16 protein-coding genes and 1 riboswitch are annotated in these 14,904 nt (G+C 45.5%); of the genes, 12 read left to right on the top strand and 4 right to left on the bottom strand.

The window, feature by feature from the left end; all coding sequences use genetic code 11:
• Positions 1-40: 40 nt before the first annotated feature.
• On the bottom strand, positions 41-532 hold the full coding sequence (gene ilvN / locus EJN92_RS20780) for an acetolactate synthase small subunit (protein ID WP_126129579.1): 492 nt from the start codon (positions 530-532) through the stop codon (positions 41-43).
• Entirely contained in the window at positions 532-2,247 is a 1,716-nt protein-coding gene (locus EJN92_RS20785; RefSeq protein ID WP_126129580.1) for an acetolactate synthase 3 catalytic subunit, read from the bottom strand. Before EJN92_RS20785 ends, ilvN begins: the two co-directional genes overlap by 1 nt.
• 564 nt (positions 2,248-2,811) lie before the next feature.
• Between EJN92_RS20785 and EJN92_RS20790 the strand changes: the two genes are divergently transcribed.
• From EJN92_RS20790 to EJN92_RS20835, 10 genes are all read left to right on the top strand, one after another.
• The gene (locus EJN92_RS20790) at positions 2,812-3,381 is read left to right on the top strand and encodes an RNA polymerase sigma factor (RefSeq protein ID WP_126129581.1); all 570 of its coding nucleotides are present in this window, start codon (positions 2,812-2,814) and stop codon (positions 3,379-3,381) included.
• On the top strand, positions 3,378-3,794 hold the full coding sequence (locus EJN92_RS20795; protein ID WP_126129582.1) for a DUF3619 family protein: 417 nt from the start codon (positions 3,378-3,380) through the stop codon (positions 3,792-3,794). Before EJN92_RS20790 ends, EJN92_RS20795 begins: the two co-directional genes overlap by 4 nt.
• A gap of 2 nt (positions 3,795-3,796) precedes the next feature.
• Entirely contained in the window at positions 3,797-4,510 is a 714-nt protein-coding gene (locus EJN92_RS20800) for a DUF3106 domain-containing protein (protein WP_157984413.1), read from the top strand.
• Positions 4,511-4,513: 3 nt separating this feature from the next.
• Entirely contained in the window at positions 4,514-5,026 is a 513-nt protein-coding gene (locus EJN92_RS20805) for an RDD family protein (protein ID WP_227869624.1), read from the top strand.
• 213 nt (positions 5,027-5,239) lie between these two features.
• Positions 5,240-5,908 (top strand): TetR/AcrR family transcriptional regulator, encoded by a 669-nt coding sequence (locus EJN92_RS20810; protein WP_126129585.1) that lies wholly within the window; start codon positions 5,240-5,242, stop codon positions 5,906-5,908.
• Between the two features lie 12 nt (positions 5,909-5,920).
• Positions 5,921-6,502, top strand: coding sequence for an LOG family protein (locus EJN92_RS20815; RefSeq protein WP_126129586.1), 582 nt, complete (start codon positions 5,921-5,923; stop codon positions 6,500-6,502).
• A 251-nt stretch (positions 6,503-6,753) separates the two neighbouring features.
• On the top strand, positions 6,754-6,963 hold the full coding sequence (locus EJN92_RS20820; protein ID WP_126129587.1) for a DUF3460 family protein: 210 nt from the start codon (positions 6,754-6,756) through the stop codon (positions 6,961-6,963).
• 19 nt (positions 6,964-6,982) lie between these two features.
• Positions 6,983-7,831: a segregation and condensation protein A gene (locus EJN92_RS20825; protein ID WP_126129588.1), complete on the top strand. Its 849-nt coding sequence runs from the start codon at positions 6,983-6,985 to the stop codon at positions 7,829-7,831.
• Positions 7,832-7,877: 46 nt separating this feature from the next.
• A complete protein-coding gene (gene panC, locus EJN92_RS20830) occupies positions 7,878-8,729 on the top strand; it encodes a pantoate--beta-alanine ligase (protein ID WP_126129589.1) in 852 nt (283 codons plus the stop codon).
• Positions 8,729-9,616 carry a cobalamin-binding protein gene (locus EJN92_RS20835; RefSeq protein WP_126129590.1) on the top strand — a complete coding sequence of 296 codons (888 nt, stop codon included), beginning with the start codon at positions 8,729-8,731 and terminating at the stop codon, positions 9,614-9,616. Before panC ends, EJN92_RS20835 begins: the two co-directional genes overlap by 1 nt.
• A gap of 2 nt (positions 9,617-9,618) precedes the next feature.
• Here the strand turns inward: EJN92_RS20835 and EJN92_RS20840 are convergent, their stop codons facing one another.
• Positions 9,619-10,443: a M90 family metallopeptidase gene (locus EJN92_RS20840; protein ID WP_126130047.1), complete on the bottom strand. Its 825-nt coding sequence runs from the start codon at positions 10,441-10,443 to the stop codon at positions 9,619-9,621.
• Between the two features lie 206 nt (positions 10,444-10,649).
• Here EJN92_RS20840 and rarD point away from each other — a divergent pair, with 206 nt between their 5' ends.
• Positions 10,650-11,525 (top strand): EamA family transporter RarD, encoded by an 876-nt coding sequence (gene rarD / locus EJN92_RS20845; protein ID WP_126129591.1) that lies wholly within the window; start codon positions 10,650-10,652, stop codon positions 11,523-11,525.
• A 47-nt stretch (positions 11,526-11,572) separates the two neighbouring features.
• Here the strand turns inward: rarD and EJN92_RS20850 are convergent, their stop codons facing one another.
• On the bottom strand, positions 11,573-12,016 hold the full coding sequence (locus tag EJN92_RS20850; RefSeq protein ID WP_126129592.1) for a hypothetical protein: 444 nt from the start codon (positions 12,014-12,016) through the stop codon (positions 11,573-11,575).
• 200 nt (positions 12,017-12,216) lie between these two features.
• Positions 12,217-12,353: riboswitch (TPP riboswitch) on the top strand.
• Between the two features lie 78 nt (positions 12,354-12,431).
• On the opposite strand from EJN92_RS20850, the gene EJN92_RS20855 reads away from it, so the two are divergent.
• Positions 12,432-14,552: a TonB-dependent siderophore receptor gene (locus tag EJN92_RS20855; RefSeq protein ID WP_126129593.1), complete on the top strand. Its 2,121-nt coding sequence runs from the start codon at positions 12,432-12,434 to the stop codon at positions 14,550-14,552.
• The last annotated feature ends 352 nt before the right edge of the window (positions 14,553-14,904 follow it).

Consider the following 14,904-nt stretch of genomic DNA (forward strand, 5'->3'; position numbering starts at 1 on the left):
TTGTTTGGATGGGACTAAATACTGTGTTTTAAAGCTGTTTTTATACTTTAAGGATGCGTTCGCCGCGCCCTATACCTGAACCACCGGTGCGTACTGTTTCCAGAATCGCAGTGCGGTCTATCGAGTCGATAAAGGCGTCCAACTTGCCTTTGTTACCGGTCAATTCTATGGTGTAGGTCTTTTCAGTCACATCAATGATGCGGCCACGGAAAATATCCGCAGTGCGCTTCATTTCTTCACGCTCTTTACCGACCGCTCTCACTTTGATCAGCATCAGCTCGCGTTCTATGTGCGCACCTTCAGTCAAATCAACCACCTTAATCACCTCGATGAGGCGATTAAGGTGCTTGGTGATTTGCTCAATAATATCGTCGGAGCCGGAAGTGACGATGGTCATACGCGACAAAGTCGCGTCTTCGGTCGGCGCCACCGTCAAGGTTTCAATGTTGTAACCACGCGCCGAGAACAAACCGACTACGCGCGACAAGGCACCAGCTTCATTTTCCAGCAAAACAGAAATGATATGTCTCATTACAGATCCTCCGAGCCAAGCAGCATTTCAGTCAAGCCCTTACCCGCCTTAACCATAGGCCAGACGTTTTCAGATTGATCGGTAATGAAGTTCATGAACACCAACCTATCTTTCATGGCAAACGCTTCTTGCAAGGCGCCATCCACGTCCGCCGGATTTTCTATCTTCATACCGACGTGACCATATGCCTCTACTAGCTTGGTAAAGTCCGGCAATGAATCCATATAAGATTCAGAATAACGTCCGTTGTAATCAATTTTCTGCCATTGACGCACCATGCCGAGGGCACGGTTATTCAAGAGAATAATTTTGGGCGTCAAGTGATATTGCTTACACGTTGCCAGCTCTTGAATACACATCTGTATCGAAGCTTCACCAGTAATACAAGCCACGGTTGCATCCGGATTGGCCATTTGCACACCCATGGCATAAGGTAAACCTACGCCCATCGTGCCTAGTCCACCGGAGTTGATCCAGCGCCGTGGCTTATCAAAGCGGTAGTATTGTGCTGCCCACATCTGATGCTGACCGACGTCGGAAGTAACAAAGGCATCGCCCTTGGTGATTTCCCACACTTTTTGCACTACCGATTGTGGCTTGATCAAATCAGGCGAAGTGGCAAATTTGAGGCAATCACGTTCCCGCCACTGATTAATTTGCTTCCACCATTCAGCTAATGATTTTGGGTTTGGTTTGAGTTCTGTAGCATTTAATTGCGACAAAAATTCTACCAACACATCCTTCACATTGCCAACGATAGGAATATCAACTTTGACGCGTTTAGAGATCGACGAAGGGTCGATATCGATATGGATAATTTTACGAGGATGCGACGCAAAATGCTTAGGATTGCCAATCACCCTATCGTCAAAGCGTGCACCAATTGCGATCAACACGTCGCAATGTTGCATCGCCATGTTGGCTTCATAAGTACCATGCATGCCAGGCATACCAACAAATTTATCGTCAGATGCACGATAAGCCCCCAAACCCATTAAGGTATTTGTGCACGGAAAACCTAATTGATCGACCAATTTATTCAGTTCTGGCGCAGCATTCGCCAGGATCACACCACCACCGGTGTAGATCATAGGACGCTCAGCTTGCAGCAATAATTGAACGGCCTTACGAATTTGGCCAGAGTGACCTTTATCGACAGGCTTATACGAGCGCATCTCGACTTCTTTTGGATACTCGTAGGTAGTTTTATGGTTGCTGATATCTTTGGGGATATCGATCAGTACTGGGCCAGGGCGACCAGTGGTCGCAATAAAAAACGCTTTTTTGACTGTCGCCGCCAGATCTCTGACGTCTTTCACCAAAAAATTATGTTTTACACAGGGCCGTGTAATACCTACCGTATCACATTCTTGAAAAGCATCTTGACCGATAGCATGACTAGGAACTTGACCTGAAATGATCACCATAGGAATTGAATCCATATAGGCTGTCGCTAGACCAGTTACGGCATTCGTTACACCGGGACCAGAGGTCACCAACGCCACGCCAACTTTTTGAGAAGATCGGGAATAAGCATCGGCAGCGTGAATCGCAGCCTGCTCATGACGAACAAGAATATGTTGAAACTTGTCCTGATTGTAAATTGCGTCGTAGATATAGAGTACCGCACCGCCCGGATATCCGAACACATGCTCAACACCCTCTTCGGCCAGACATTTAACTAAAATTTCTGCGCCTGTAAATTCTGAACTCATAATAAGTATTCCTTTCAAGGTCCATAGGAGATTGATCGGATGTTCTTTCCTAGCGAAACTGTAATACCAAGCGCTCAGCTGACATCCCTTTTTGTGCGGTCACGCCATCCTTTGTACATCCGTTGGACATAGTTCCAGATTGCGCTTAAAGGCGACTCGTTCAGTCAGTTTACAAGCTTGGCTACAACATGTTTCTCACACTTGTGGCATGGGTTAGAACAAACAGCTAATGAAAGCGAACCAGCTGAAATTAGCATTATGAGCTAAATCAAACCGATTTTTTTGCTCCAAGATCTTGGAGCGAAGTCGTACGGTACTGCGTTGCAGCAATTTGGTCAAGAAAAATTCGCTATTAGCTTGCATAAAATAAGCACCCACGGCTTAGCCCAAATAAAAAGTTAAGACATCTAAGAATAATTTTGCTAGCATTGGCGAAATTTTTACATTAGCGACTATTTGATAAGTAGTACAAGCACAGGTCGACTCAAAAAAGATCGGCTTTCTTTAAAAGATTTCCGTATTAAAACAAAGAACACTTTAGATCTCGGATACGAACGCCAACTCATGGCTACAGACAAAGAATTAGGAAGTTTTCTGGAAGGTGTCGAACGCCGCGCCTTCAAACATGCCCTTTATATGGTTCGCAACGAGGAGTCATCACTGGACATCGTCCAGGAAGCGATGATAAAACTTGCGGAAAAATATGGCGACAAGCCAGCGGCCGAATTACCCATGCTTTTTCAGCGTATATTGCAAAACACCATATTAGATTTTTTCAGAAGAGAAAAAGTTCGAAACACTTGGGTTAGTTTATTTTCGAATATTGCTCCAAACAATCAAGACGATGATAATTTTGATCTACTAGAAAACTTCGCATCGGAAGAAGGCTCTGAGGCCGCAGAATCAGTTGCCGACAAGCTAGAACGAGAACAAATATTGAATATTATTGATGAGGAAATAAAAAAACTTCCTACGCGTCAACGAGAAGCCTTCCTCATGCGTTATTGGGAGGACATGGATGTGGCAGAAACGGCCACCGCAATGGGATGCTCCGAAGGTAGTGTAAAAACACATTGCTCAAGAGCTACGCACGCATTAGCCGCATCGCTTAAAGCAAAAGGAATACGTTTATGAACCACACAAAAGATACCCACGATCTCGAGTTCGCCTACAAAGTAAGGCGAGCCCTGAACGAATCAGCTGAAAACATCCCAAATTCTGCACTAGAGCGCCTAGCCAGTGCACGTAAAATTGCATTGTCTAAGAAAAAACAAGCCGCTCCTGTAGCTGTGCGTTCTTTTAGTGGCGTGCTAGCGGGTAATTCTGGATTCTCGTTTCAAGGTCCAAGTTCTTTAATCGGTAAGCTGGGGATTGCGTTTCCATTGTTAGTATTGGTAATCGGACTTTTTGGGATTTATGAATACGAACAACAACAAAGAATTACTGACCTGGCGGAGATCGATGTAGCGGTACTTGTGGACGAGTTGCCTCCTGATGCGTATCTTGATACCGGTTTTCGCGCCTTCTTGAATAAGTCTGAGGAATAAACGTGCGTTTTCCCGCTCTGAATTTAAGCATTAAGTTACAACTATTTCTTTTTTCATTGTTAGTGACAGGCACCTCTACGGTGCTTGCCACTAATGGTCTGCCCGCAGCTACGGCATTGCAGAAGCCAACTACGCCGAACTCAACTACGGTTGCAAGCAAACCGCTTTGGGCATCACTCTCTCCACAACAAAAATTAGCTTTATCCCCGTTATCAGCGGAGTGGGACAAAATCGATGAGGTTCGCAAGAAAAAATGGTTGGAAATAGCTGCAAAATACCCAAACATGAAACCAGATGAGCAAACTCGAGTACAAGAACGTATTCGTGACTGGGTAAAACTGAGCCCCGAGCAACGCATGCAGGCGAGGGAAAATTTCGCTCAAACCACACAGATAAAACCCGAACAAAAATCAGCGCAGTGGCAACAATACCAGCAACTTAGTGAAGAACAAAAAAAACAGTTGGCGAACGAAGTCAGTAGCAAGAAAAGCATTACGAATATTCCATCCGAATCGCAAAGGGTAGTCAAACCTTTAGCGCCCATTCGCGTTGGCCCACCACCTACGGCCAAGTCTAGTCCGAAACCAGTGCCATCACCTCTAGCCACACCTATCGTGGAAACTGCCTCAACAGGCGAGCAAAGCACTCCGACCTCGACTCCAACACCTCCTGCAACAACAAACAGCGCTGCGGCCTCTCAAGCCGCTTCCAAATAAGCATTGAAAAAACCATCATTATCACTCTCAGCCCCGAAAATCGGCACTCGATTAATCTGCATGTTGTATGAAGCCGTGCTGCTATTTGGCGTCGCATTTATTGCGACACTGCTGTTTGATGTTACGACACAAAACAGTACAACGCCCACACTTAGATACGCTAGAGAATTTTGGTTATTTCTTATTTTCGGCGTCTATTTTATTTACTTTTGGTGTCGCACCGGCCAAACCTTGGCGATGAAAACCTGGCACATTCGCGTCATCGATAGTGAAAGGTCCAAGCTCCCCATCATTAAAGCTATTGTGCGTTATTGCCTTGCTTGGATGTGGTTCATACCAGGGCTGGCGATTGCTTACCAGTTTGAACTTAAGAACTGGAGCAGCATCGTCGCAGTTCTTGTAGGGGCCATCGCCTGGGCAATTACAGCGAACTTTGATCAAGATAAGCAATTCCTACATGATAAATTGGCGAAGACACGTTTAATCATCGACAATGCGACATCCGCGGAAAAATAATCAGATGAAACACTCTAAAAACGCCAATCCAGCCACCGTAGTTTTTTTGCATTTTTAGCATAAAATGTTATCCTATAGAAATAGCAATCTGCCAGCGCTGAAATATACTCGTATTTGCTCATGGCCTTGTCCACTTCCACCCGCTAACGCGAGCTTGATTTTAAGATTTTCACTTTTGAATTAAGACGCGATAGATTGATAAAGAGAATAGACATGCAACACAAAGCTCCTCGTCGCACCAGAGAACGCATACTTGAACTGTCACTGAGGTTATTCAACGAATTTGGCGAGCCAAATATCACCACGACAGTGATCGCCGAAGAAATGAATATCTCCCCAGGTAATCTCTACTATCATTTCAGAAACAAAGATGATATCGTTAATTCGATTTTCGTACAGTTCGATGCTGAAATTAATAAAAAACTCGCTTTCCCAGAGGGACGCAAGGCCAATATCCAGGATATTTGGACTTACCTTCACCTTACTTTCGAGCTAGTGTGGCGTTACCGATTTTTCTATCGCGACTTAAATGACTTACTTTCTCGCAACCGCAAGCTAGAATTAAATTTCAAACAGATCTTGAGCCACAAAACAAAAGTTGCCTCAGAGTTGTGCATAGGATTGAGATTAGACGGTGAATTTGAAGGAACTGATATGGATATTGACGCTTTGGCGACCAATATCGTCGTAGTTGCCACCTATTGGCTTTCGTATGAGTATGTTAGAAATCCAAGAAAATATACTGAATTGCAAACAATGTCCGATTCACTGGCGCGCGGTTGCTATCAAGTGATCGTGCTTATTAGCCCATATTTGCGCGGCGAGACCAAAACGGCATTTGAGAAACTTTCTCAAGAATATTTGCAAAAATTACCTCAGTAATAAAATTTCCAAATGAAGTCCATTTGCGTATATTGCGGCTCGTCGCCGGGTGCATCTGAAATTTATGCTTCAGGTGCGCGCGACTTGGCAAGAGTCCTAGTCGCGCATCAAATTTCTTTGGTGTATGGTGGTGGCAGTATAGGCTTAATGGGAATACTCGCCGATGAAGTTCTGCGACTTGGTGGTCATGTTATCGGTGTGATACCGAAAGCCTTGATGGATAAAGAGCTTGGGCACACGCAGTTAAGCAAACTTCACATCGTTCAGAACATGCATCAACGCAAGGCATTAATGTCTGAATTATCCGATGGTTTCATTGCGCTCCCAGGAGGCATAGGAACACTGGAAGAGTTATTTGAAATGTTCACTTGGCTACAATTAGGCATACACAACAAACCCTTAGGAATACTCAATATCAACGGTTTTTACGACCAATTGATAGAGTTTTTAAAGCACACGGTAAAAACAAAATTTCTTGCATCTGAACAATTGGATTTACTCATCAAGGAAACTGATCCCGAATTATTGTTGCAAAGTTTAAGTAATTTTCACTATACCCAGATCAAAAAAGGCTTACATCTGAAAGACAGTTAGTGCGTGACAAACCACCCAAGCGTACCCACTCAGCCCGCCCTATTAATGTATTACATTCAGCAAAACGGCCATTAAAATATCACTGAATCTACTACATTATCCCGATATGAATCCTTTCATTTTACGCATTCTCCACAACTTGTTGAGTTCATCAGAAAACAATATGTCTGTTATTCAGCCACAAGCACTGATTTGATGTATTTACAGAGTAAAATGCGGCTTCAAATCTTCTTTTCAGTGTTTATCAAATCATGAAATTTTCTAAGCAATTTCAATTGTACGAATCCGAAGCCACGCTCTTCATAAATCAATTGAAGCAAAACAACGCACACCTAGAACAAAATCAACGTGAAGGTCGCGCCCTCCTTTGGGATAAAGCCCCACTCGATCTAGACACGCAAAAACGCAATGATGCTAGCCGCCTAGAGCAACCAGCTTACGTTTACCAATCCAAAATCTAAGCGCTAAGAGTTAGCCAAGATGCAAACCTTGCCGGCAATCGACTTGCCTTTAATAGGTGAGAAAGACAGTACGCCAGATACTGTCGATGGTTTGGCATTTGCAAAGCTATATGGCGAGCCATTATTTAAACTACCAAATGACCTATATATTCCACCCGATGCTCTAGAAGTATTTCTCGAAGCATTCGAAGGACCTTTGGATCTGCTGTTGTATTTGATACGCAAACAAAATTTCAATATCCTCGACATTCCAATGGCGCAAGTCACCTTGCAATATTTAACTTACGTCGAGCAGATTCGAAAGAGCAATCTTGAACTGGCAGCGGAATATTTACTGATGGCAGCAATGCTGATAGAAATAAAATCACGCATGCTCTTACCGAGTAAAAAAAGCACCGCCGGAGACGAGGTTGATGATCCACGTGCAGCACTGGTACGTCGATTATTGGAATACGAGCAAATGAAATTGGCGGCCTACGACCTCAACACCATTCCACAGCTAGGTCGTGATTTTCTCCATTCTCAAGTTTTTATTGAGCAAAATACAGTACTACATTGGCCAGAAGTTGAAATTGCCGATCTACAAGCTGCATGGGCAGATGTTATCAAGCGGGCGACCTTGGTGGCTCATCATAAAATTAGTCGAGAAGAACTCTCGGTACGTGCTCACATGAGTAGTATCTTACGTCGCTTGCAGTCCAGCAAATTTGTGGAGTTCTGTGACTTGTTCGACACAAGTAAAGGCGCGCCGGTTTTAGTGGTGAATTTTGTCGCCTTACTCGAACTAGCGAAAGAAACGCTGATCGAGATCACCCAGGCTGAAGCCTTTGCCCCTATTTATGTTCGCTTAGCTTACTCCCCAAACTGAAGCATTTCTATTTAAGTTTCAGGTTTCTAATCCATAAAAGTTTTACATGAAAATAATTTCCTCAATCGAAGAACTACGTGATCAATTGCGTGGTCAGTTACGTACTGCATTTGTTCCTACCATGGGCAATTTGCATGAAGGTCATCTCTCTTTAATGCGCCTAGCCAGAAGACATGGCGATCCTGTCGTTGCGTCGATTTTTGTTAATCGATTGCAGTTTGGACCAAACGAAGATTTTGATAAGTATCCGCGTAGCTTTCAAGCTGACGTAGAAAAACTCGAAAAAGAAGGCGTGTATGTCTTGTTTGCGCCGACCGAGAAAGATCTCTATCCTGAGCCGCAAGAATATAGGGTGCAACCGCCGGATCAATTGGGAAACACGCTCGAAGGAGAGTTTCGCCCGGGATTTTTCACCGGGGTCACCACCGTCGTATTGAAATTATTCTCATGTGTGCAACCCAAGGTTGCCGTGTTTGGAAAAAAAGATTATCAGCAATTGATGATCATCCGCAATATGTCGAAACAGTTTGCCCTACCTACGGAAATCATCGCGGCTGAGACTTGGCGCGCAGATGACGGTCTGGCACTCTCCTCGCGCAACGGTTATCTATCAGAGGCCGAGCGCAAAGAAGCACCCGTCTTGTACCAGACGCTGAATGAAGTGGCCGCGGATGTGCGTAATGCCAGAGAAAACGGCAACTTGAATTTACTCGCAATTGAGCAAAAAGCTATGAACAAGCTCGCTCAGCGTCACTGGAACCCCGATTACGTCTCGATTCGTAAGCGCGATGATCTTCAGCCCCCCTCGGCCGCCGATCTGGAAAAAAATGCAGAACTGGTAGTCTTGACTGCGGCAAAACTTGGCAATACTCGTTTGATCGACAATTTGGAAATTTAATGCAAAAAGTCTTTTGCTTCAGCCTGCTGCTATTAAGTCTATTTTCAGCGACAAATAGTTCATCAGCCAGCGTATCGGTGCAAGATGACGCTAAGCACATAATAAAGTTAGCGACTCCAGCGAAGCGCATCATTAGCCTGGCACCGCACGCAACAGAGTTACTGTTTGAAGCGGGCGCCAGGCACTTGATAGTGGGCGTCAGCGATTACAGCGACTATCCAGAGGCCGCAAAAAAAATTACTCCCATAGGCAATATTTTCGCCCTAGATCTGGAGAGATTAATCAGGCTAAAACCAGATTTAATCGTGGTCTGGGGCACAGGCAACGCTAAACTGATTGTAGACAAACTTCGCGGGCTTAAAATCCCGGTCTTCGAGAGTGAACCGCGTAGTTTCGAAATGCTTGCCAGCTCTTTAGAGCGCCTATCTATCTTGACTGGGCTTGATGAAACCGGAGTTGCTGCGGCGAATAGATTTCGAAATCGCCTAGAGCTACTTCGTAGTACTTACGCGCTTAAACCTTCTGAAAAAAAACTCAGCGTTTTTTACCAAGTGTGGGGCAAGCCCTTAATGACATTAAATAACCAGCATTTGGTCTCTTCGGCGATCAGCCTATGTGGTGGAGTAAATATTTTTGGCGACCTCAAAGACCTTAGTCCCAGCGTTACGATAGAGGCCGTGTTGGCAGCAGATCCCCAAGTGATAATCACCACCAGTGGAGAACAACAAGATAATCTGTCAAATTGGCTGCAATTTAATAAATTATCCGCTGTCAGCAAAGCAAACCTTTACACAATTAAAGGTGATTGGTTAAATCGTGCCGGCCCGAGGGTACTTGATGGCACAGAGGAACTTTGCAAAAACTTAAAAACCGCGAGAACGAAGTGAGCTTAATTCCAGTGGCGTGGATCGACCTGGTAATAGGCTCTGACCTGCTCAAATAGTTCTGGATGAAAACGCGCTAAATCCATACTTTTCTCAAAAAACGCCTCGGTAACAACCGCAAAAAACTCTGCAGGATTACTTGCCCCATAATGATCGAGAACGCTAAATTGATTAGTTGCGGCTGCGCTCTTCAATGCCTCAAATTCGATAGAGAAAATTTGAGACCAACGTCGATAACTCTCTCGGTTTGATAAATACGGTACACCATTACTCGCACCTGTCTCACTATCGAGCTGATGCGCAAACTCATGTAAAACCACATCATGCCCGTCAGACAATTGGGTTGATGTTATTGCGTCGTTTCGCACATGATCCCATGCCAGAATGACTCTTCCATCACTCCAAGATTCGCCAGACAAAGTTTGATTGGCATGCGTGACCCCACCGCCCAGACCAGTTTCTACGCGCGGGGCCACGAATGCCGTGGGATAAACCAAAACAAATTTCAAACCTGGATAAACGGCAGTCGGACGATTCAACAATAACATACAGGCCTTGGCGGCTATCGTTACCCTGATCTCGTCAGTAATAACTTGCCCGCCACAACCCACAAATTTTTTTTGATGTAAAAATTGTTTAATCAGTCGTTTTAATTGCAACTGCAAATCAACTGGCATCCTAGAATAGACAGGCAGATTTCGCCTTAATATTTTCGAAAATTGAGATGGAAAAGCATGAGCAATAGCACGTCGCAAGCGATATCCTGGCCAAAATACGCATATACCTATTCCTATCGAGAGTAGCAACAGCAGCGCCATTATTGGTTCCATTATATGTCCAGACTTACAGTTCACTTCACTTTAAGTAAGTCAGCTTTGGTGCGACAGAACGACAAAACAGCACCGCGCCGCTCTTTGCTTACATCCAATAATTGGGGCTTAAAACTAGAATATCAATAATAATCCGGCACTCAGCAGACTATTCCGATAACTGAGATAATATCAATTCTTTTAATGCAATTTTTTAATGGAATTAAATGCGCAAAGGAATACTCTACGCCACAGTGTGCTACTCAGCCTGGGGTCTATTTCCAATCTACTTTAAAGCCCTGCATGAAATTTCTCCAATAGAAATCCTGCTCTACAGGATGTTATTTTCTTTAGTCTTTTTACTTGCTATTTTAAGCTGGCGTAATCAATGGGCATGGGTGCGACTAGTGCTTCGCACGCCAAAATTGATAGCAGGCTTCGGCGCAAGCGCGCTACTACTCTCGATTAACTGGTTCATTTACATCTGGGCGATTAACAATGGAAGAGTAATCGACGCTAGCCTCGGATATTTCATCACCCCCTTAGTGAGCGTGCTACTTGGCTATGCGTTCCTACATGAGCGATTGCCGCGCTTACAAAGTGTGGCACTAGGTTTCGCCGCTGCTGGCGTCGCGTGGTTGGCATGGCAAACCGGTCATCCACCCTGGATAGGCTTAGCACTTGCACTGTCTTTTGGTACTTACGGCCTACTAAGAAAAACCGCGGCCCTAGGCGCATTGGAAGGATTATCCCTGGAAACAGCCCTGCTCTTTCCGTTTGCACTAGGCTATTTACTTTGGCTAAGCGATCAAGGTCAAACCAGCTACCTAACAAGTAGCGATAGCGCCCGCTGGTTATTATTGGCGGCGGGCCCTATCACCGCCATTCCCCTACTCCTATTTGCCACAGCTGCCAGACGCATTCCTATGGCGACCCTAGGCGTCTTACAATACATTTCACCCACGATACAATTGATACTCGGTGTCTATCTCTATAATGAATCGTTTGGTTCAGCACGACTCATGGGCTTTCTTGCAATATGGCTAGGCTTAGCGCTGTATTCTTTCGAAGGTATTAGAAATACGTATTTAGCGAGAAAATGAACTCGTCACGACAGCAAGAAACACGGCATGTCGATTAAAAAACTGCCTTAAGCGAAGTCGCGTATCCATAAGTTAGCTTCATCCAAATTATCAAAAATGGCGAAGGGCCAATCGAGCGCACTATAATTTTTAATCGCTACTGGCCGCATGAAGGCCAGTCCTTCCAGATGCGCAGGGATAACATAGGCGGTCGCCTTATGCGCCAGACCCGCCCCTTTTAACATTTTCAACAGCTCCGCATGACCCACCATCACCTCGGGTGACGCCAATACGCTGCCTGAAAATTCGACAATTTCGGTGAATGGCCCTTGTCCGACATGGCTACTGAGAAATTCCCCCTCAAGTGCCACCAAAGCATTCATTAATTCCAGATTAAATGGCCCACAAGCTTGTACCGAAATAGTCTTGCCTCGCAAGGCCATATCTACCCGTCCATGTTGCTTGAAAGCGCCTTGCGCATGTTGCACGGTACTGTTTTTTACGGTTTTCATTCCACACCTAATTCCGACTTCAACTCTGACTTTGACTTTGACTCTGACATCACGCTGTAAGCTATGGCTCAAGCAGTACTATTATAGATCTCAGTATACAAGAATGCTTAGCTTACCAAGTCTCACACCTGGCAAGATGGCAGCCATTGTTGTAGGTCAAGAACAGCAGTCAGAATCAAGTTCGCTTTTGTGATAAAGTACGCGCTCGCTAGGGGTCCTGGATTTATGAGGAATACGCCTGCACTTTAGAGTGCTGCTATTTTTCGAATTTGGGTGAGAGAGTCCCTTCCTACCTGATCTGGATAATGCCAGCGAAGGGAAGCGCAAAGTGCTTCATTCTTCTTTGTTTGCTCCCGCGCCATGCAAGGTCCAGTCAGACCATATTCGCAATCACGCGCAACAAAAAGAGCACATCATGTCTAAGCAAAATCATCGTCGTTCCGTCCTTACCTTAGCGATCGCACAGGCCTTCGTATTTGCGCCATCCGCATACGCCCAAACTAAAGAACAATCTCTGCAAGAGGTGATCATCACAGCTAGCAAAGCGAGTGAACTGCAAGAGCGGAGCACTAAAGCCGGCGGTTTCATAGAGACCACTTTACTCGAAACACCGGCCTCGGTCAGCGTTTTTACACTAGCACAAATGCAGGATTTACGCATACGCCAAACCAGCGATGCCATGAAATTCGATGCTAGCGTCAACGACGCATATAACGCTGTGGGCTACGCTGAACAATTCTCCATCCGCGGCTTCGCGCTCGATAATGCATCGAGTTACCGCAAGGATGGTTTTGCGATTCCAGGCGGTGCCTCCATCCCGCTTGAGAATAAAGAACGCATAGAAGTATTAAAAGGCATAGCCGGCTTCCAGGCAGGTTTTGCGACTCCAGGTGGTATTTTGAACTACCTCACCAAGCGCCCTAGTGCTGCAGCACTGCGTTCAGCGACACTGGAAGTAAGCGAGCGCGGCACGGCGTACGGCGCCATTGACCTCGGCGGTATGTCAGACGACAAACGTTTCGGCTATCGTATCAACGCTGCTGGCGAACGCATGCGCTCCTACATCAAGGGTGCCGATGGTGAACGCCAGTTTGTTTCCGGCGCATTTGACTGGCATATCAGCCCGCAAGCCTTGCTGCAACTCGATCTCGATTACCAACATAAATCACAATTATCGGCACCCGGCTTTCAACTATTCAACGGCACCGACCTGCCTCAGGGAATCAAGGCCGACATGATGCTCAACGACCAGCCATGGGCCAAACCAGTTGACACGCGCAATAGCAATCTCGGCCTGCGCTTTGAGTATCAGATCAACGCTGACTGGAGTGCCTCGATAGCGGCGAACAAGCATGAATTCAAACGTGACGACTACACCGCCTTCCCTTATGGCTGCGGATCGGCCAATCTCTACCCCGGCTATTGCGCCAATGGTGACTATGATGTGTACGACTACCAGAGTGTCAACGAATCTAAATCGATATTCGGCACTCAAGCCCAGATCAATGGAAAATTCAATACCGCCGGAATAAAACACCAGATTGCTGTGGGTGCATCAAGCTCGCAAAGACGCGATTATTTCGGCGATTACATCTATGAATGGGTAGGCACTAGCAATATTTTCCATCCACAGATTACACCTCAATCGGCTAACTCTAGCGGTCCCGTTGTGCTTCGCCGTACCGATAAGGAATGGTCCTTATTCGCACAAGACATCATCAGCCTCAGTGACGCCTTGAATCTGCATCTGGGCCTGCGTCATCAGCACATAGATCGTAGTCAGCTAAATAACAAGGGTTATACCAACAGCTATCTGTTGCCGAATCTCGCACTGGTACTAAAACCTGCGAATTACTGGTCGGTTTATGCCGCGTACAGCGAAGGACTAGAGCACGGTGGCATTGCGCCAAAAAACACCAGTAATGAAAATCTCATGCTTAGCCCGGGAAAGTCTCAGCAATTTGAATTCGGTAGCAAGGCCGAACTGGGCACAGCTTTAGTTGTCTCGGCCTCAGTCTTTCGCATTACTAAGCCTCTGGAATATATCAATGCCAACAACACTTATGTCAGCAATGGCGATGCCATACACACTGGACTAGAGTTATCGGCGCTCGGCACCTTAAGTCCGCAATTAAGCCTAGGGGCCAGCCTGACGGCGATTGATGCACGCCAAAAGAATATTGGCGATGCTCTGCTCGAAGACAAACGCGTGACCAATGTCCCTACGCTTAAATCGACCGTGTATCTGGATTACGCTCTGCAACAAGTAAAAGGCTTACATCTCAACACCAGTTGGCAACACGCGGGCAGTAAAGCCTTCAGTCCTGACAATAAGATTTCGGTGCCCGGCTATGACCTACTCAATTTTGGCGCGCGTTACGCTGTGCCCGTTGCTGGTATCGTCGCGACCATTCGTTTCAACGTCGACAATGCACTAGACAAATTCTACTGGCGCGATGTGACGCAATCCTCCGGCGGCTACCTATTCCCAGGAGCTCCACGCACCTACAAACTATCGGCTCAATTTGACTATTGATTGCATAATTTTTACCATTTAAAAAATAAAAAGACTGAGCAAGGAATGGACTGAGCTCAGTCTTTTTTACATTAAAAGAATATAAATTGAATCATTAAAATCAAAACAAATACTGCTCTGGTCTAAAATCTGCCTTTATCGGCTATATTTCGAAAATCTAGCGCAGCTTGAACTTGTCAAGAACAGTGAAGCCGTGGATAATCCTGTCCTCGTCCCTTTTTCAAGAACCTGTTTGAACGAAAGAAAACAGCCCGCTTTAGCCAGCGGGCTTTTTCATCTAACTGTTCATGATCTGTAGCGAGCGATCTTAGTCTGAATATGCGCAAATGAAAGTCTCAGGACTTCTGATCGC

This window comes from Undibacterium parvum (assembly GCF_003955735.1).
GTDB lineage: Bacteria > Pseudomonadota > Gammaproteobacteria > Burkholderiales > Burkholderiaceae_D > Undibacterium > Undibacterium parvum.

Coding starts and splice junctions, on each gene's coding strand:
- EJN92_RS20855 (WP_126129593.1), top strand. CDS start 12,432: ATGTCTAAGCAAAATCATCGTCGTTCCGTCCTTACCTTAGCGATCGCA.
- EJN92_RS20815 (WP_126129586.1), top strand. CDS start 5,921: ATGAAGTCCATTTGCGTATATTGCGGCTCGTCGCCGGGTGCATCTGAA.
- EJN92_RS20840 (WP_126130047.1), bottom strand. CDS start 10,443: ATGGAACCAATAATGGCGCTGCTGTTGCTACTCTCGATAGGAATAGGT.
- EJN92_RS20825 (WP_126129588.1), top strand. CDS start 6,983: ATGCAAACCTTGCCGGCAATCGACTTGCCTTTAATAGGTGAGAAAGAC.
- EJN92_RS20850 (WP_126129592.1), bottom strand. CDS start 12,016: ATGAAAACCGTAAAAAACAGTACCGTGCAACATGCGCAAGGCGCTTTC.
- EJN92_RS20790 (WP_126129581.1), top strand. CDS start 2,812: ATGGCTACAGACAAAGAATTAGGAAGTTTTCTGGAAGGTGTCGAACGC.
- EJN92_RS20785 (WP_126129580.1), bottom strand. CDS start 2,247: ATGAGTTCAGAATTTACAGGCGCAGAAATTTTAGTTAAATGTCTGGCC.
- panC (WP_126129589.1), top strand. CDS start 7,878: ATGAAAATAATTTCCTCAATCGAAGAACTACGTGATCAATTGCGTGGT.
- EJN92_RS20820 (WP_126129587.1), top strand. CDS start 6,754: ATGAAATTTTCTAAGCAATTTCAATTGTACGAATCCGAAGCCACGCTC.
- ilvN (WP_126129579.1), bottom strand. CDS start 532: ATGAGACATATCATTTCTGTTTTGCTGGAAAATGAAGCTGGTGCCTTG.
- EJN92_RS20795 (WP_126129582.1), top strand. CDS start 3,378: ATGAACCACACAAAAGATACCCACGATCTCGAGTTCGCCTACAAAGTA.
- rarD (WP_126129591.1), top strand. CDS start 10,650: ATGCGCAAAGGAATACTCTACGCCACAGTGTGCTACTCAGCCTGGGGT.
- EJN92_RS20810 (WP_126129585.1), top strand. CDS start 5,240: ATGCAACACAAAGCTCCTCGTCGCACCAGAGAACGCATACTTGAACTG.
- EJN92_RS20835 (WP_126129590.1), top strand. CDS start 8,729: ATGCAAAAAGTCTTTTGCTTCAGCCTGCTGCTATTAAGTCTATTTTCA.